Source organism: Streptomyces capparidis (assembly GCF_054782095.1).
This window is the reverse complement of sequence record NZ_BAAGTD010000013.1, coordinates 146,263-162,042: the sequence shown is the minus strand read 5'-3', so window position 1 is coordinate 162,042 and position 15,780 is coordinate 146,263. Positions and strand designations below refer to the sequence as shown.

At 74.7% G+C, this 15,780-nt stretch carries 10 protein-coding genes; 4 read left to right on the top strand and 6 right to left on the bottom strand.

The features are described 5' to 3' along the window. Nucleotides 1–140: 140 nt before the first annotated feature. Complete coding sequence (bla, locus tag ACYVO2_RS13635; protein ID WP_461008009.1) at nucleotides 141–1,064, bottom strand: class A beta-lactamase; 924 nt, start codon at nucleotides 1,062–1,064, stop codon at nucleotides 141–143. Between the two features lie 251 nt (nucleotides 1,065–1,315). Next, entirely contained in the window at nucleotides 1,316–2,107 is a 792-nt protein-coding gene (locus ACYVO2_RS13630; protein ID WP_461008008.1) for an SDR family oxidoreductase, read from the bottom strand. A gap of 171 nt (nucleotides 2,108–2,278) precedes the next feature. Between ACYVO2_RS13630 and ACYVO2_RS13625 the strand changes: the two genes are divergently transcribed. Continuing rightward, complete coding sequence (locus ACYVO2_RS13625) at nucleotides 2,279–5,431, top strand: AfsR/SARP family transcriptional regulator (RefSeq protein WP_461008007.1); 3,153 nt, start codon at nucleotides 2,279–2,281, stop codon at nucleotides 5,429–5,431. 18 nt (nucleotides 5,432–5,449) lie between these two features. Here ACYVO2_RS13625 and ACYVO2_RS13620 read toward each other — a convergent pair whose 3' ends face one another. Next, nucleotides 5,450–5,947, bottom strand: a complete 498-nt coding sequence (locus tag ACYVO2_RS13620; protein WP_461008006.1) for a MarR family winged helix-turn-helix transcriptional regulator — start codon at nucleotides 5,945–5,947, stop codon at nucleotides 5,450–5,452. Nucleotides 5,948–6,051: 104 nt separating this feature from the next. Between ACYVO2_RS13620 and ACYVO2_RS13615 the strand changes: the two genes are divergently transcribed. Next, the gene (locus ACYVO2_RS13615) at nucleotides 6,052–6,609 is read left to right on the top strand and encodes a YceI family protein (RefSeq protein WP_461008005.1); all 558 of its coding nucleotides are present in this window, start codon (nucleotides 6,052–6,054) and stop codon (nucleotides 6,607–6,609) included. Nucleotides 6,610–6,794: 185 nt separating this feature from the next. Next, nucleotides 6,795–7,778: an aldo/keto reductase gene (locus ACYVO2_RS13610; RefSeq protein WP_461008004.1), complete on the top strand. Its 984-nt coding sequence runs from the start codon at nucleotides 6,795–6,797 to the stop codon at nucleotides 7,776–7,778. Nucleotides 7,779–7,801: 23 nt separating this feature from the next. Here the strand turns inward: ACYVO2_RS13610 and ACYVO2_RS13605 are convergent, their stop codons facing one another. Next, a complete protein-coding gene (locus ACYVO2_RS13605; RefSeq protein WP_461008003.1) occupies nucleotides 7,802–8,293 on the bottom strand; it encodes a GNAT family N-acetyltransferase in 492 nt (163 codons plus the stop codon). A gap of 156 nt (nucleotides 8,294–8,449) precedes the next feature. Between ACYVO2_RS13605 and ACYVO2_RS13600 the strand changes: the two genes are divergently transcribed. Then, entirely contained in the window at nucleotides 8,450–8,950 is a 501-nt protein-coding gene (locus ACYVO2_RS13600; protein WP_461008002.1) for an NUDIX hydrolase, read from the top strand. Between the two features lie 68 nt (nucleotides 8,951–9,018). On the opposite strand, the gene ACYVO2_RS13595 is transcribed toward ACYVO2_RS13600, so the two are convergent. Both ACYVO2_RS13595 and ACYVO2_RS13590 read right to left on the bottom strand, forming a co-directional pair. Next, nucleotides 9,019–9,177: a hypothetical protein gene (locus ACYVO2_RS13595; RefSeq protein ID WP_461008001.1), complete on the bottom strand. Its 159-nt coding sequence runs from the start codon at nucleotides 9,175–9,177 to the stop codon at nucleotides 9,019–9,021. A 94-nt stretch (nucleotides 9,178–9,271) separates the two neighbouring features. Then, nucleotides 9,272–15,484, bottom strand: a complete 6,213-nt coding sequence (locus tag ACYVO2_RS13590) for a DNRLRE domain-containing protein (protein WP_461008012.1) — start codon at nucleotides 15,482–15,484, stop codon at nucleotides 9,272–9,274. Nucleotides 15,485–15,780 lie beyond the last annotated feature (296 nt).

Sequence of the window (15,780 nt, the reverse complement as noted above, 5' to 3'; positions counted from 1 at the left end):
CCCCTTCACCCACCCGGCGACCGCACGCGCCACCCCGCCGAGCAGCCCACCCCCGACATGACCGAAAACCACCCCCCCCAAGCCCCCCGAAGCCCCGCCGCCGCCCGTGTCACACCGTCGGCGGCGGGGCCGGGAGAGGGCTACTCGCCCGGTGCCAGGGCCCCGGCGAGCACCCGGGCCGCGTCCGCGACCAGGGCGTTGTCGATGGGGGCGTCCTTGGTGTCCTTGCTCGACATGACGGTCAGCAGCAGCGGCGTCCCCTTGGTCGTCCACGCGACGCCCACGTCGTTGGCGGTCGCGTAGTCGCCCGTCCCCGTCTTGTCGCCGAGGACCCAGGTGTCCGGGAGCCCGGCCCGGAACCGCTTGACGCTGGTGGTGTTCCCCTTCAGCCAGGTGACCAGCCGGGCGCGGTCCCGCGGGGAGAGCGCGCGGCCCAGGGTGAGGCGCTGGTAGGTGCGGCCGAGGGCCCGCGGTGTCGTGGTGTCCCTCGGGTCGCCCGGGACGGCGGTGGTGAGCTCGGGCTCCCACCGGTCGGAGCGGGTGGTCGTGTCGCCGATCGAGCGGCAGAACTCGGTCAGGCCCGCGGGGCCGCCGATCTGGCGCAGCAGCAGGTTGGCGGCCGCGGCGTCGCTGTACTGGATCGCGGCGGCGGCCAGCTCGCCCACCGTCATGCCGCTGTCCACGTGCTTGGCGGTGATGGGGGAGTTCCGCAGCACGTCGGCCGGCGGGTAGTGGACCACCCGGTCGAGCGGCGCGCACCGCGCGTGGTCGCGCAGCACGGCGGCGACCGCGATCCCCTTGAAGGTGGAGCAGAAGGCGAACCGCTCGTCGGCGCGGTGGGCCACGGTCCGCCCGGTGCGGGTGTTGACGGCGTACACCCCGAGCCTGGCCCGGTACCGCTGCTCCAGGTCGAGCAGCTCGCGCTCGACGGCCCGTGAGGCGTCGGCGGCGGGGGCGGGCGCGGAGGCGGTAGCGGGCCGGGCCGAGGTGAGCAGGCCCGCCGCGGACACCGTGACACCGGCGGCCAGAAGGGAACGACGGGAAAAGGAACGAGCTCGGGTCATCGTCACTCCGAACGTGAGGGGACTCGACGGCGGCCACGCAACCAGGTGACCGACCCTCAGGTCCAAGCCCGAAGTGGCATGGTCCATGCGCTTCCGGCATGAGCGCGGGACGGAGCCGGGGGCGCCGGGCCCGCGCGGCCCCGGAGCGACCGCCGTGCGGCACGGCCGAGGGTCCGGGACCGTGCGGCTCCCGGACCCTCGGCGCTCCCCGGCCCTCGACGACGCCCCGCCCCCGCCCCGCGCCGGCCGCCTCAGGCCGTGGGCTCCGCCGGCGCCTCCTCATGGGCGGCCGCGACCAGGCCCTGCCCCCAGCCGCCGTCGACGGGCAGTTCGATGCCGGTGGTGAACGTCGCGTCGAAGGCCAGGAACAGGGCGGCCCTGGCGACCTCCTCGACGGTGCCGTTGCGCCGCAGCGGAGTGCTCGTCTCGCCCTGCTTCAGGAAGGCGGCCCGCTGCTCCTCGGTCAGGCCCACCACCCCCATGGTCGGGGTCTCGATGAAGCCGGGCGCCAGCGCGTTCACCCGGATGCCCCGGGGCAGCAGCTCCGCGGCGAGCACCTGGGCGATGGCCCGCAGCGCCTCCTTGGACCCCGAGTAGGCGCTCAGCCCGGGGAAGATGACGTCGTTGGCGACGGTGGTGAACACCAGTGCGCCCCCGTCCCGGAGCAGCGGGGCGAGCCGCTTCACCGTGAAGAACGCCCCCTTGGTGTTGACGGTGAACTGCCGGTCGAAGGACTCCTCGGTGGCCTCCTCCAGCGTCTGGAACTCCGCCGTCCCGTGGTTGACGAACAGGGCGTCGACGCGGCCCAGCCGCTCCTCGACGAGCGCGCCCAGCGCGTCGATGTCGGCCAGGCTGGCGGCGTCGGAGCGCACCACGTGCACCGGCCGGGACGCCAGCTTCGTCCTCGCCTCCTCCAGGGTCCTCTCGTTGCGCCCGGTGAGGACGACCTCGGCGCCCCCGTCGAGCAGCGCCTCCGCGATCGCCAGCCCCATGCCGTGCGTGCCGCCGGTGATGACGGCCTTCCTGCCCGTGTACGCGTTCATGATCCGTGCCTCGCTCTCCGTGTGGTTCCCGGTGGACGGGAACCACGATGGACGCGGGCCCTGGAGGTCCTCTGCCGGTCCGCTGACGGTCCGCTGAAGGCCTCCGGAGCGGTCTCCCGCGGGGTTCCGCCGGTCCGCCCGCGGGCCGTGTGCCGGGTTAGGCTCGCCCCCATGCGTTTCGGAGTGCTGGGGCCGCTCACCGTGTGGACGGACGACGGCGAGCCGGTGCCGGTGCCGGAGCGGAAGGTGCGGGCCCTGCTGGCCGCGCTCCTCGCCGAACCGGGACGCGTGGTGCCCGCGGACACCCTGCTGGAGGACCTGTGGGGCGGCCGTCCGCCCGCCGACCCGGTGGGCGCGGTGCAGACCCGTGTCTCCCGGCTGCGCCGCGCGCTGGCGGCGGGCGGCGGCGGCCGGGACCTGGTGGCGTACCGGGCGCCCGGCTATGTGCTGCGCCCGCAGGGCGAGGAGGCGGTGGACGCGGCCCGGTTCGCGGCCCTGACCGCCCGGGCCGGGTCCACCCGGGAGCCGCGCCCCCGGGCCGCGCTGCTCGCCGAGGCGCTGGGCCTGTGGCGGGGGCCGGCGTTCGCCGACTTCCGCGACGAGCCGTTCGTCCGGGAAGCCGTCGCCCGCCTCGACGAGCAGTGGCTGGACGCGCTCGAGGAGCACGCGGAGGCCCGCCTGGAACTGGGGGAGCACAGCGCGGTGGCGGCCGAGCTGGCCGGCCCGGTGGGACGCCACCCGCTGCGCGAGCGGCTGCGCGCGGCCCACATGCGCGCCCTGTACGGGGCGGGCCGGGCCGGCGAGGCGGTGGAGTCCTACCACGAGCTGCGCCGGCTGCTCGCCGACGAGCTCGGCCTGGACCCGGGGCCCGCGCTGGTCGCCCTGTACGAGGAGATCCTGCGGCACGAACCGCCCCCGCCCACCCGGGGCGCCGCGGTTCCCGTCCACGCCCCGCCGGGGAGCGGCGGGCCCGCGGCGGCCCCCCGCCCGCGGACGAACCTCCCCCTGCCCGCCACCGCGCTGGTCGGCCGGGAGGAGGAGGTCGCCGGGACCGCGGAGCTGCTGTCCACCGGCAGACTGGTGACCCTGACCGGGCCCGGCGGCGTCGGCAAGACCCGGCTGGCCCTGGAGACCGCGGGACGCGTCGCCGCGGACCGGCCCGACGGGTCCTGGCTGGTGGAGCTGGCCGCCCGCGGCCGGGCCGAGGAACCCGGGGCGCGGTGCACGGTGGACGAGCTGGCCGAGGCGGCCTCCGCGGCCCTGGGCATCCGCGACGACACCGGCACCCCCGGCGCGGGCGCCACCGAGCGGCTGGTGGACGCCCTGCGCGACAAGCGGCTCCTGCTGGTCCTGGACAACTGCGAGCACGTCCTCGAACCCGCCGCCCGGCTCGCCGAGACGCTGCTGCGGACGGCCCCCGGCGTCGCCGTGCTGGCGACCAGCCGGGAGCCGCTGGGCATCGCGGGCGAGAAGCTGCGGACGGTGGAACCCCTGGCCGAGGCCGACGCCGTCCGGCTCTTCGCGGCCAGGGCCGCCGACGCGTCCCCCGGCTTCGCCCTGACCGGCGACAACCTCCCGGCCGTCACCTCCATCTGCCGGCGCCTGGACGGCATCCCCCTGGCCCTGGAACTGGCGGCCACCCGCATCCGGGCACTGGGCGCCGGGCAACTGGCGCGGCGGCTGGACGACCGGTTCCACCTGCTCACCGCGGGACGCCGCGGCGCGCCGCCCCGCCAGCAGACCCTGCGCGCGATGATCGACTGGAGCTGGGAGCTGCTGACGGCGGCCGAGCGGATCGTGCTCCGCAGGCTGGCCGTGCACGCCGGGGGCTGCACCCTGGAGGCCGCGGAGGCGGTGTGCCCCGGGGGCGGGGTGAAGCCCGCGGAGGTCGCCGGCCTGCTTGCCCGGCTGGTGGACCGCTCCCTGGTCGCCGTCGCCCACGGCGAGGACGGCCCGCGGTACCGCCTGCTGGAATCGGTGGCCGCGTACTGCCTCCACAAGCTCGACGAGGCCGGCGAGACCGCGGCCGTGCGGCTCGCCCACGGCCGGTACTACACGGAGCTCGCCGAGTCCTCCCGGCACGGGCTGCGGAGCGCGGACCAGCGCCGCCTGCTGTGCCGGCTGGACGCCGAAGCGGCCAATTTCCGCGAGGCCCTGGACCTGGGCCTGCGGCACACGGCGCCGGGCGAGGCGCTGCGGCTCGCGGACGCGCTGTCCTGGTACTGGTTCCTGCGCGGCCGGACCGGTGAGGCCGTCCGCTCCCTGACCGCCGCCCTCGCCCTCCCGGCGGCGCCCGCCGCGCGGCCGGCCGCGCGCGCCGCCGCCGAGGCGTGGCTCGCCGCCTTCACCATGCTGGCCGGGGAGCGGGAGTCCGGCGCGCGGTTCGACGCGGTCGCGGACGCGATCGACGACCCGGGGGAGCGGGTGCGGGCCCTGTGGTTCCTCGGCTTCGCCGCCTGCCGCATCGGCGATCCCGCCGACGCCGACCGGCTCATCGGCCGCGCGCTGACGGGGGCGCGGGAGCTCACCGACCGCTGGGTCACCGCCGCGGCGCTCGGCACCCGGGGCGTGCTCCGCCATGTGCGCGGCGACCTGGCCGCGGCCCGGGCCGACAGCGAGGAGGCGCTGCGCGTCTTCCGGGAGCTGGGCGACGGGTGGGGCCAGGTGCAGGCGTCGGCCGTGCTCGGCACCCTCGCGGAGATCGCCGGGGACTACCCGCGGGCCACCCGGCACCACCGCGCGGGGCTGCGGCTGAGCGAGGAGCTCGGGCTGTGGGCGGAGGCCGTCCGCCGCCTGGTCGAACTGGGCAGGATCGCCCTGCTGGCGGGCGACCACGAGCAGGCGCGACTGCGCCACGAGCGGGCCCGCGCCCTCGCGGTGCGCCACGGCGACCGTCCGGGCCGGGAGATCGCCGAGGTCGGGCTCGGCCTGCTGGCCAGGAGGCAGGGCCGGCTCGACGAGGCCGAGGCGCACCTGACCGGCTGGCTGGAGTGGAACCGCCGCCTGGACAGCGAGCACGGGACCGCGCTGATCCTGGCCGAACTGGGCTTCATCGCCGAACTGCGCGGTGACGCGCCCACCGCGCTCGCCCTGCACCGCCAGGGCCTGGCCGCCGCCCGCCGCACCGGCGACCCCCGCGCCCTGGCCCTGGCCCTGGAGGGGCTGGCGGGCGCGCGGGCCCTGGCCGGGCGGCGCCGGGGCGCGGCCCGGCTGCTCGCCGCGGCAGCCGCCACCCGCGAACGGCTCGGCGCGCCCCTGCCCGCCGCGGAACGCGGCGACGTCGACCGGATCGCCGCCGCGATCGCCGCGGCCCCGGCCGGCTGAGCTGCTGCCGCGCGCTCCTCAGCGGGAGACGCGGCGCTCCAGGCTGTCCTTCAGCGCCCGGCTGATCTCCTCCAGGGCGTCGAGCTGCCGGGGCGTGAGCGCGTCGAAGAGGACCGCGCGCACCTCGGCGACATGGCCGGGGGCGGCCTCCTCCAGCGCGGCCCACCCCGCGTCGGTGAGCCGCGCGAGCGTGCCGCGCCGGTCGCCCTCGACCGAGCAGCGGGTGACCCACCCGGCCTTCTCCATCGCGTTCATGGCGTGGGACAGGCGGCTGGCGGAGGAGTTGGTGTACTCCGCCAGCCGGCTCATCCGCAGCTCGCGGCCGGGGCTCTCGGAGAGGATCACCAGGATCTCGTAGTACGCCACGGGCATGCCCGTGGCGGCCCTGAGCTGCTGGTCGAGGCGGTTCTGCAACTCCAGCGTGGCGGACATGAAGGTGCGCCAGAGGCGCTGTTCGCGGTCGGTCAGCCAGCGGGTCCCGGCGCGGTCGTCCGGGTGGTCGGGGCGGGAGGTCATGGGGGTCAGCGTACAGGTGCTTGAGAGCTCAACAGTGACGTGGTAACTTTATTGAGCGCTCAGGAAATGAGCTCTCAATAACATTCTTGAAAGGGACCGTCGCCATGGCCACCACCCTCCCCGCCTCCACCACCCCCGTCCCGCCCGGGTACACCGCCGGTACCTGGATCATCGACGCCACCCACTCCGAGGTCGCCTTCACCGTCAAGCACCTGGGCATCGCCAAGGTCCGCGGCCGGTTCGACGACTTCGAAGGACGCATCACCACCGCCGAGGACCCCCTGCGCTCCACGGTCACCGCCACCATCCGCACCGCCTCCGTCTCCACCGGCAACGGCCAGCGCGACGCCCACATCCGGGCCGAGGACTTCCTGCACACCGAGGCGTTCCCCGAGATGACCTTCACCTCCGCCGCAGTGCGGCCGGCCCAGGACGGCTTCCTCGTCGACGGCGACCTGACCATCCGCGGCGTCACCCGCCCCGTCACCCTCGCTCTGGAGGTCAACGGCATCGGCACCGGCTTCGACGGCAAGCCCGCCCTGGGCGCCAGCGCCACCACCACCGTCAGCCGCTCCGACTTCGGCGTCACCGCCGGACCGGCCGGCGCGGTGATCGGCGACGCCATCACCATCACCCTGGAGGTGGAGGCGAACAGGCAGTGACCGCCCCGGGCGGCCCGCCGCCCCCGGCCGCCCGGCCCGCGGCGACCTCCCGCGGGCCCCGGGGCCTGTCGCCGTGGGGCCGCCCTCCGGGCGACGACGGGAATCCGACGACAGGCCCGGGGTTGACTTGGAGCGCACTCCAATTCCTAAGGTCGCGGCGAGATCTACGGAAGCTGGAGCGAACGATGATGAAGCGCGTGTTGGGCCGCAGCGGCATCGAGGTGAGCGCCCTCGGGTTCGGGTGCTGGGCGATCGGCGGCGAGTGGCAGGACGCCCAGGGCAACCCGCTGGGCTGGGGGAAGGTCGACGACGAGGAGTCGGTGCGGGCGATCCGGCGGGCCATGGAGCTCGGCGTGACCTTCTTCGACACCGCCGACGTGTACGGCACCGGGCACAGCGAGCGGGTGCTGGGCCGGGCCGTCGCGGGGCGCCGCGACGAGGTCGTCATCGCCACGAAGTGGGGCAACACCTACGACGAGGCGAGCGGCACCCTCACCGGGGCCGACACCTCCCCGGAGTACGTGCGCACCGCCCTCACCGCCTCGCTCGGCCGCCTCGGCACCGACCACGTCGACCTGTACCAGTTGCACATCAACGACGCCGCCCCCGAGGCCGCCGAGCAACTGCGCGAGGTCTGCGAGGACCTCGTCCGCGAGGGGCTCATCCGCGCCTACGCCTGGTCCACGGACGACCCCGACCGCGCCCGGCTGTTCGCGAAGGGCCCGCACTGCGCGGCGGTGCAGTTCCAGTGCAACGTCATGGAGGACGCCCCGGAGCTCCTCGCGCTGTGCGACGAGCTGGACCTGGCCGGCATCAACCGCGGCCCGCTGGCCATGGGCCTGCTGACGGGGAAGTACCAGAACTCGGTCCGCCCCGGCCAGGGCGACATCCGCGCCACGCCCCCGGAGTGGATGCCCTACTTCACCGAGGAGGGGGCCGACCGCGACTGGGTCGCCCGCATCGAGTCCGTGCGCGAGGTGCTCACCAGCGGCGGCCGCACCCTGGCCCAGGGTGCCCTCGCCTGGCTGTGGGCGCGCAGCCCGCACACCGTCCCGATCCCCGGCTTCCGCACCGTCGCCCAGGCCGAGGAGAACGCCGGGGCGATGGCCCACGGCCCGCTGCGCCCCGAGCAGGTGGCCGAGATCGCCGCGATCCTCACCGCCCGGTAGGCGCCCGCGCCCCGCGCGGGGGCTCACCGCCCGGCGGCGAGTCCCCGCTCGTACCGCACACCGGGGCGTCGGTCGACGACGATGTCCTCCACGGCGGTGAATCCGTTGCGGGCGAGCACCGTCATGGACGCCGCGTTGTCGAGGGTGGTGACCGCGGTCAGCGCGGACAGCCGGTACACCGCGGCGGCCAGACGGCACACCTCCCGGACCGCGGCCGTGGCGACGCCCCGGCCCGCGGCGCGCTCGCCGATCCGGTAGCCGAGCTCGGCGGTCCCGCCCTCGACGTCCACGAGGTTGACCCGGCCGATCAGGTTCCCCCGGTCGTCCACGACGACATGGAAGTGGCACAGGCCGGCGTCCTGCTCGGCGAGGAGCGCGCGGTGGCGGGCGGCGAACCCGGCGAAGTACCCGTCCCCGCGATCCGGTACGGACCGCGCGAAGTACTCCCGGTTCTCCCGCTCGAACGCCAGCAAGGCCTCCGCGTGCCCGGCCCCGAGCCGCTCCAGCGTCACCATGCCCGGCAGCATACGCGCGGGGCCCGCGCCCGGGCCGCGGGCCCCGCGGCGCGACCCTCGCCGGACGGATGCCCCGACGGCCGACACCCCCGGTGCCCGGACGCCCGCGCCGTTTCTTGATCGACAACGGTGTTCCCGCTCTGCCAGGGTGAGCCGATGCGCATCCCGAGACAGGCGGCCAGAGTCGCCGTGCTGGACCCGGCCGGGTCGGTCTTCCTGCTCCGGTACGACAACGAGGAGGTCGGCGTCCACTGGGCCATGCCGGGCGGTGGCATGGACCCGGGCGAGACGCCGCGGCAGGCGGCCGAGCGCGAGTTGCGCGAGGAGACCGGGTGGACCGACATCGAGCTCGACGGCGCCGTGCTGTGCCTGTGGGAGCACGACTTCACCAGGGCCGGCGTCCCCGTGCGGCAGCACGAGCACATCTTCCTCGCGCACGGCCCCCGCCGGGACCCCGCCGGTGACCTCACCGCCGCCCATGCGGCGGACGGCATCCTCCGCTGGCGCTGGTGGCCGCCGGACGAGCTGTCCGCCGGCACCGAGCCGCTGTGGCCGCCGCAACTGCCGGAACTGCTCGCCGGGGTGCGCCGGGACGGCCCGCCGGCGGCCCCGGTGGACCTCGGGTACGTGCCGAACGGCACGGCGGGCGTCGGCTGAGCCGGACACACCCGGCAGGCGCCCCGCCCCCGCGGGACCGGTGTCCCACGGGGGCGGGGGAGGGCAGCTCAGCCCCGGCCGCGGACCCGCCGGAACGCGTCCGCCAGGAGGCCGGTGCCGGCGAGCACCGCCATGGTGGCCGCCACGGTGCCCAGGGTGCCCGCGGCGGTGGAGGCGAGCAGGCCGAGGCCCGCGAGCGCCTCGCCGGCGACGAGGGGTCTGCTCATTCCGGTCCTCTCATTCCGGTCCTCTCATTTCCGGTCCCCACAGAGAGGGTCGGCGGGGCGTCGTGCTTCGCGGTGCGGGCCGCGGGGTGCGCGGTCACGTCATGCGCCGCCACAGCCGCTGGTTCCGCCAGAAGCGCCAGCCGCTGTACACCCGCACCCTCCGGTACCTCTTGTTGGACCACTTGCCGGCCCTGCCGACCTTGTAGGCGTTCGGCAGGGTCCGCGTGAGGTAGCCGCCCAGCGCCCCCCAGCCCGCGGCCCTGGCCGTTCCGCGCCAGCTCATGCGGCCGCCGCCGGCCCAGTACGTCATGGCGCCGACCGCCGCGCCCGCGCCCACCGCGCACACGATGGACACGCCGCAGCCGACCGCGGCGGCGAAGCCCACGCCGTAGGACGCGAACCGCCAGGTCGTCCGCCAGCCGCGCCACCGCACGAAGCGGCTGCGCTTGACGGACCGCCACTTGCGCTTGGCCCACTTGCGGAAGCTCCACTTGCCGTTGAGGTCGTACCGGTTGAGCGGGTCGGCGTGGGCGTACTCGTAGGCGTTGAGGTTGCCGCCGTAGACCGGGTCCATGGACAGGAACCGGCCGGTGCCGGGGTTGTACAGGCGCACGCCCATGAGCATCAGGCCGGTCAGGGTCTCGCTCGACCGCTGCTTGCCGCCGAGCCAGTTGTAGCGGACCGCCGCCTGCCCGGGGCGCGGGTTGCCGTACTCGTCGCTGTCCAGGGCGGTGGGGGCGCGGCCCGCGTCCAGCGGGAGCTGGAGGGCGACGTCTCCGTGGACGGTGGTGAGCTGGAGGACGGTGTCGCCCGTCTTCCCGGTGACGGCGGCCAGATCGCCGGAGGCGGAGTCCACGTTGCGGGTCAGCGCCCCGGTGGCGGTGTCCTCCACGATCCAGCGCGGGTTGTCGCCGTCGCCGTCGTAGTGGTTGAGCTTGGACGCGGTGACGGTCCAGGTGCTCCCGCCGCCGCTCTCCACGGTCCACGAGCGCTGCCGCATGGCGGCGTCGAGCTGCCAGGTCTGCCGCTTGCCGCCCGCGGTCTGCTGGTGCACCAGGTCGTTGGCGTAGTAGGCGAGGGTGCTGCCCGGCAGGGCCGTGGTGCGGCCGAAGGCGTCGTAGCCGTAGCCGGAGTCCACGAGCCGGTCGGCGCTGTCGTAGGTGTGCGTGGTCGTGGTGCCTCCGGTGGCGGGGCAGGCGCCGCCGGGTTCGCCGGTGGCCGTGGTGAGGGTGGTGCGGTTGGTGCGCTTGTCGAAGCCGTAGGCGCGCCGGGTGCAGACCTCGCCGACGGTGTCCTCCACGGCGCTCAGGCGGCCGGCCCGGTCGTAGTGGTGGCGCTGGGCCGACCAGCCCTGGTGGCTGGTGACCTGGCCGTGCACGGACTCGCTGACGGTGTCGGCGTAGACGGTGGTGCCGTCGCTGTCGCGGGTGTAGACCCGGGAGAGCGTGGCGCCGGTGGTGTCCTCGGTGACGGTGAGGGTGTAGCCGCCGGGGAGCCGCTCGGTGGCGACGGAGCCGTCGGCGTCATAGGTGGCCGAGAACGCCCCGGCGACGGAGTCGGTGGTCCGCGTGGCCAGGCCGCGCGGCTCCGCGGCGTGGTCGTAGGTGAACGTCACCGTGGACGGAGCGGTGTCGCTCGCCTTCACCGGCCGGTCGAGCAGGTCGTACTCGGTGGTGGTCCGCCCACCGTCGGCGTCGGTGTACGACACCAGTCGGCCGAGCTTGTCGTACGCCTTGGTGATCGTGCCCGCGGTCGGTGAGGTGGTCCTCGTGACCTGGCCGGTCACCGGGTCGTACTCGGTGGTGGTCTGCGGCACCGCCTTGCCCAGGCCCCCGGTGACGGTGGTGGTCACGGGCCGCCCCGCGTCGTCGTGGGACGTGGTGGTGGTGCGGGTGTGCCCGCCCGCGGTGTCGGTGATCACGGTGGCCTGGCCGTACAGGCCGTACTCGGTGGTGCTGTCCGGAAGCTGGGCCGGGTTGGACCCGCCGCCGGTGATGTCGCCCGCCGGGCCGGTCCAGCACACCTGGTCGGCCCACTCGGGGCGGCCCTTGCACCAGCCGGTGCCGTCCGCCGACCAGTACTCGGTGATCCGTGTGGCGGCGTCGTCGCCGGTGCTGCCGGGCAGCGACTGGGAGACGATGCGCCCCTGGGCGTCGTAGCCGGTGGACGTGGTCAGGTTCAGCCCGCCGGAGTCCTCGATGGTGAGCGTGGCCAGGCCCTTGGCCCAGTCGTACTGGGTCTCGCTGACCCGCTTCTCGCCCATCACCGCGTACCAGTCCCGCACCCGGGCGCCGGTGATCTCCAGGGTGACCTGGTCCTTGACGGCCGCGGTGCCGTCGGTCGGGCGGCCCTCGTCGTACTCCTTGACGGTCCACGCCCGCGCCGGCACGGACGTCCCGGCCGCGACCAGGGTGGTGGTGCCGTCCTTGAGGTCCTCGGTGAGGTCCACGCGGCGGATCGGCCCGAACTCCTCCAGCTCCCGGGTGCCGGTGGCGTCGTACAGGGAGGTGGTGGACAGCAGGTGGGCGCGCTCCGCGGACGGGCGGGAGACGATGCCCAGGTCCGTCAGCACGGCCCGCCGCTCGTCGGTGGCGCCGAGGGCGAGCGCCCGGTTGGCGGGGGTGAGCTCGCGGACGGTGTTGCCGAACCGGTCGTACTCGGTGGTGCTGATGTGGCCGCCGGGCTCCGCGGTGTTCACCTCGCGCCCGGAGGCGTTCAGGTAGTGCACGGTGGCGCGGCGGTAGTCGGCCGCGGTCAGGTCGGCGCCGGAGCCGGACACCGGGACGGAGTCCGCGGGGAGGACGGCGGTGGCGTCGGTCGGGACGTCGAGCTGGCCCCAGGCGGCCACGTCGGAGGCGCCCATCGCGTGCGGCGCCCTCGCCCCGGTCAGCGGCACGCCGTAGACGACGCTGGTGACGGCCTCGCCCTCGACGGTGTCCACGGTGCCCTGCTTCAGCGCGGGGCGGGACACCTTCAGCAGCATGCCGTCGCCCGGGGCGCCGCCGCTGCCCGCGTTGCCGTAGGTGAACGTGTACGGCAGCTCGCCCGCCGGGTACAGCCGGAACAGCCGGCTGCCGTCGTAGGAGTACTGGGTCTGGGCCTGGCGGCCGACGCGCGGGTCCCAGGACTGGCGCAGCCGGCCCCGGTTGTCGTACCGGTACCCGGCCACGGCCGTCGCGGTCGCGGTGGTGGCGCCCGGCGCGGTGGCCCACAGCCGGATCTCCTTCACCTGCCCGGCGAAGTCGCCGAACTCGGCGTCGGTGGTGACGCCGGTGGCCGTGGTGGCCGTCGCGTAGACGAACTCCAGCACCCGGCAGCCCTTCGTCGCCGGGGAGGTCTCGCAGGCGGCGGCGGTCGCGGCCGAGGTGGGGGCGATGATCCGCTTGGGGCGGGCCAGCTTCTTCCCGTCCACGGTCACGGCCTCGGAGATCACCTTGGTGGTGGTGTTCGCCAGGCCGTCGTAGAGGGTGCTGGTCACCTGCCAGGTGGTGGCGGCGGGGTCGGGCCTGGCGAACGTGGTCACCGTGCCCTCGGTGTCGGACAGGGTGAACGAGCCGGTGACGGAGCCCTTCAGGGTGAGGTCCTCGGAGCCGGGCTCGGGGATCCAGCCGGTCCTGCCCGCGTCGGCGGTGAAGTGGACGGCGTCGCCCTCCTCCAGCACCACGTCCACGGCGGTGGCGGAGACCTGGCGGATGTGGCTGTACTCGGACTCGGTGTCCTCCGCGACGGTTCCGGCCACCCACTCCCGGCCGAAGATCGCGGCCTGGCCCTCCTGCCTGGCGCCCTGGTCGGGGGTGCGGGAGGAGGCGGTGCGGGTGACCGTCATGCCGAAGAAGGAGGCGTCGATGCTGGAGAGGGTGTAGTCGCCGGTGAGCAGGTTCAGCGAGCCCGGCCCGACCTCGGTGGACGCGGCGCCGTCGGCGGTCCTGTCCACCACCACCGTCAGCGGGGCGGTGCTGCTCGCGGCGCCGCCGGGGCCGGTGAAGTCGGCCTTCACCTGCACGCTGCCGTCGGGGTCCACGGTGCTGGTGGTGTTCCACACCAGCGGCGCGTTCCTGCCGTCCGCCAGCGGCACCGGCCAGGCCGTGAGCGGGTTCCCGCCCGAGGTGACGTCACCGGCCGGGATGCGCGTCCAGGCGTCCGCCTCGGAGCGGCGCCAGGAGAACGCCACGGCGTTGTACGTGCCCGCCTCGGCCTCCGCCACCAGCGGCAGCCGCCGCGCGGTGCGCTCGCCCTCGGCGGGCTGGACGAAGCCGCCGGAGCCCGCGTGGAAGACGTACTCCAGCGCCTCCGACTTGTTGTCGGCCTTGTCCACGGCGCGCACCTGGAGGGTGTGGGTGCCGTTGCGCGGCGGGGTGACGGTGATGGCCTTGGCGGCGGTGGAGCCGCCGGTGGCCACCTTCTGCCAGGTCACGCCGTCGAGCGACCATTCGAGCCAGTTGTGGTCGGCGGCCGGCGGGGTGACGCTGAACGTGCCGGGCTGGCCCTCGCCCTTGACCCACTTGTCCGTCGGGTAGTCCGTCGAGGCGATCCTCGCCGGGGCGGACGGGGCGGAGGTGTCGACCGTGAAGGTCTTCCACGCCGACCAGCCCTGGTTGTAGTGGGTGCCGTCGTACGGCGAGGTGCGGAACCTGTACGTCCTGCCGTTGGCCAGCAGCCCGGACGGCACGGTCACCGACGCGGCCTGCCCGCTGGGTACGTACTTCGACACCAGCACGTCGCCGACCTGCGTGTTGGACGCCGAGTCGTAGATCTGGAAGGTGCCGTTGACCTTGTCGCCGTCGGCGTCGACGAAGGTGTCGCGCAGCGTCGGGGTGGTGGTGTTGACCAGGTAGGCGCCGCTGTAGGAGAAGAACGGCGGGCCGGCCTCCTGGCGGGTGCCCGTCTTCGGGCGGAAGTTGTAGGTGACGGTCAGCTTCGGCGGGTTGGCCGCGGCGTCGGCGGAGTTCACCCGCTTCCACTGCGCCACCGTGGTCTCGCTGGAGGCGCGCAGCCCCATGTGCCCGCGAGTGACCTTGGCGCCGGCCCACTCCTGGGCGAGCGTGGTGACGTCGGCGTTGATCCACCCGTCGGCGGTGCAGGCGGAGTTGCCCCTGGTCTCGGTGGACGTGGCCTTCTTCGCGATCCAGGACGGCTGCTGGGCGTCCGGCCAGCGCGAGGACGTGGACGCGGCGCCGGTGGACCACACCTCCCACGGGTACGCCTTGCAGTCCGCGGAGTTCCCGGAGTGGAAGTTCCACAGGCTGAGCCTGGCGTTCAGCACCAGCGCGTCGCGGATCGGGGTGGTGTTCCAGGAGATGAACGAGCGGGCGGTGCGCCGGGTCCCGTCGGGGTTGGTGGTCCCGGGGTGGCCGAGGTCCAGTTCCGTCTCGGTGGACTTGTCGGTGCTCTCGCCCTGCTGGACGTAGGTGTCGAAGACGCTGCTCAGCGACGAGGTCGAGGGGTCGACGGTCACCGGGTACCTGGTGGCCGGGTCCGCCAGGAACTCCGGGTCTGGGGTGATGACGAGGTCCACCGCCGAGCCCTTGCGCACCACCTTCATCCCGACCGGGGCGGTGCGGGTGTGCTCACCGGAGCGCCGGTCGGTGGTGGAGTCCCACATTATTGGCGCGGGCATGACAGCCCGTTTTCCGTTGTCCTTCCTGTCGGTGAACAGCAGGCCGCCGTCCTTGAGCTGCTCGACCTTCAGGCCCTTGGCCTTCAGCGGCAGCGTGTAGGTGTAGGCGCCGTCCGCGGGCCGCTCGTTGATCTCGACGAACTGCTCGAAGCCGGTGCGCGTGGCCTCGACCACGACATCGGCGCCGGGCACGGCGTCGGGGTACTCCGCCCGGGTGCCGTCGAGCCTCGGCTGCGGCAGGCCGCCGCGCCACTGCAAGGTGATCTGCTGCTCGCCCTCGCCGAGGGTCACCAGGTCGACGGCCTGCCGGTGCCGCGCGTCGGCGAGGGACCGCGCGGGCGTGCCGGTCCGGCCCGCCAGGCGGAGCCCCTTGGGGTGGGCGACCGGCGCGACGCCGCCGTCGGTGGCGCGCAGGTCCACGTCCACGTCCACCCAGGCGTCGCCGCGCCGGAAGCGGACGGGTCCCGAGGTGAGCTCGGTGGTCAGGCTGCCGTCCTTGTTCACCCAGGTGGTGGAGGTCTCGGTGCGCTCCGAGAGGGCCTCGACGCGGCGCCCGGCAAGGCGCGCGGCCGCCTTCGCCGAGGGTATGTCGGCCGCGGTCGTCACCGCGGCCGCGGCCTTCGGCGCCGCTTGTCCGGCGCCGTCGTCCGGGGCGGCCGCGGCCGTGCCCTCCAGCAGGGTGACGGACATCAGCACGGCGAGCGCGCCCGCCGTCCAGCGCAGTGATCTGCTCTCCATGCGCCAGGTTCGCCCTCTCTCCTCCGGAGAGGGTGGGGCTTGGGCAGGTCTCACAGTGGTACCCCCGTGTGTGTGCAGAGCGTCCGTGGACGTCTGTGAAGGAGCGGTGATCGACTCGCAAAGTAGCCAGGGACGCAAGAGGGTGAAGGCGGCTTACGGGACGGCAGGGGTCAACTCGCCGGAGACTGGCGCTCAGTGGCCTTCGTCACATGACGGGCGGTAGTATTTCCGGATGGCGCTGTTCCGTT

Coding starts and splice junctions, on each gene's coding strand:
- bla (WP_461008009.1), bottom strand. CDS start 1,064: ATGACCCGAGCTCGTTCCTTTTCCCGTCGTTCCCTTCTGGCCGCCGGT.
- ACYVO2_RS13630 (WP_461008008.1), bottom strand. CDS start 2,107: ATGAACGCGTACACGGGCAGGAAGGCCGTCATCACCGGCGGCACGCAC.
- ACYVO2_RS13625 (WP_461008007.1), top strand. CDS start 2,279: ATGCGTTTCGGAGTGCTGGGGCCGCTCACCGTGTGGACGGACGACGGC.
- ACYVO2_RS13620 (WP_461008006.1), bottom strand. CDS start 5,947: ATGACCTCCCGCCCCGACCACCCGGACGACCGCGCCGGGACCCGCTGG.
- ACYVO2_RS13615 (WP_461008005.1), top strand. CDS start 6,052: ATGGCCACCACCCTCCCCGCCTCCACCACCCCCGTCCCGCCCGGGTAC.
- ACYVO2_RS13610 (WP_461008004.1), top strand. CDS start 6,795: ATGATGAAGCGCGTGTTGGGCCGCAGCGGCATCGAGGTGAGCGCCCTC.
- ACYVO2_RS13605 (WP_461008003.1), bottom strand. CDS start 8,293: ATGGTGACGCTGGAGCGGCTCGGGGCCGGGCACGCGGAGGCCTTGCTG.
- ACYVO2_RS13600 (WP_461008002.1), top strand. CDS start 8,450: ATGCGCATCCCGAGACAGGCGGCCAGAGTCGCCGTGCTGGACCCGGCC.
- ACYVO2_RS13595 (WP_461008001.1), bottom strand. CDS start 9,177: ATGAGCAGACCCCTCGTCGCCGGCGAGGCGCTCGCGGGCCTCGGCCTG.
- ACYVO2_RS13590 (WP_461008012.1), bottom strand. CDS start 15,484: ATGTCCGTCACCCTGCTGGAGGGCACGGCCGCGGCCGCCCCGGACGAC.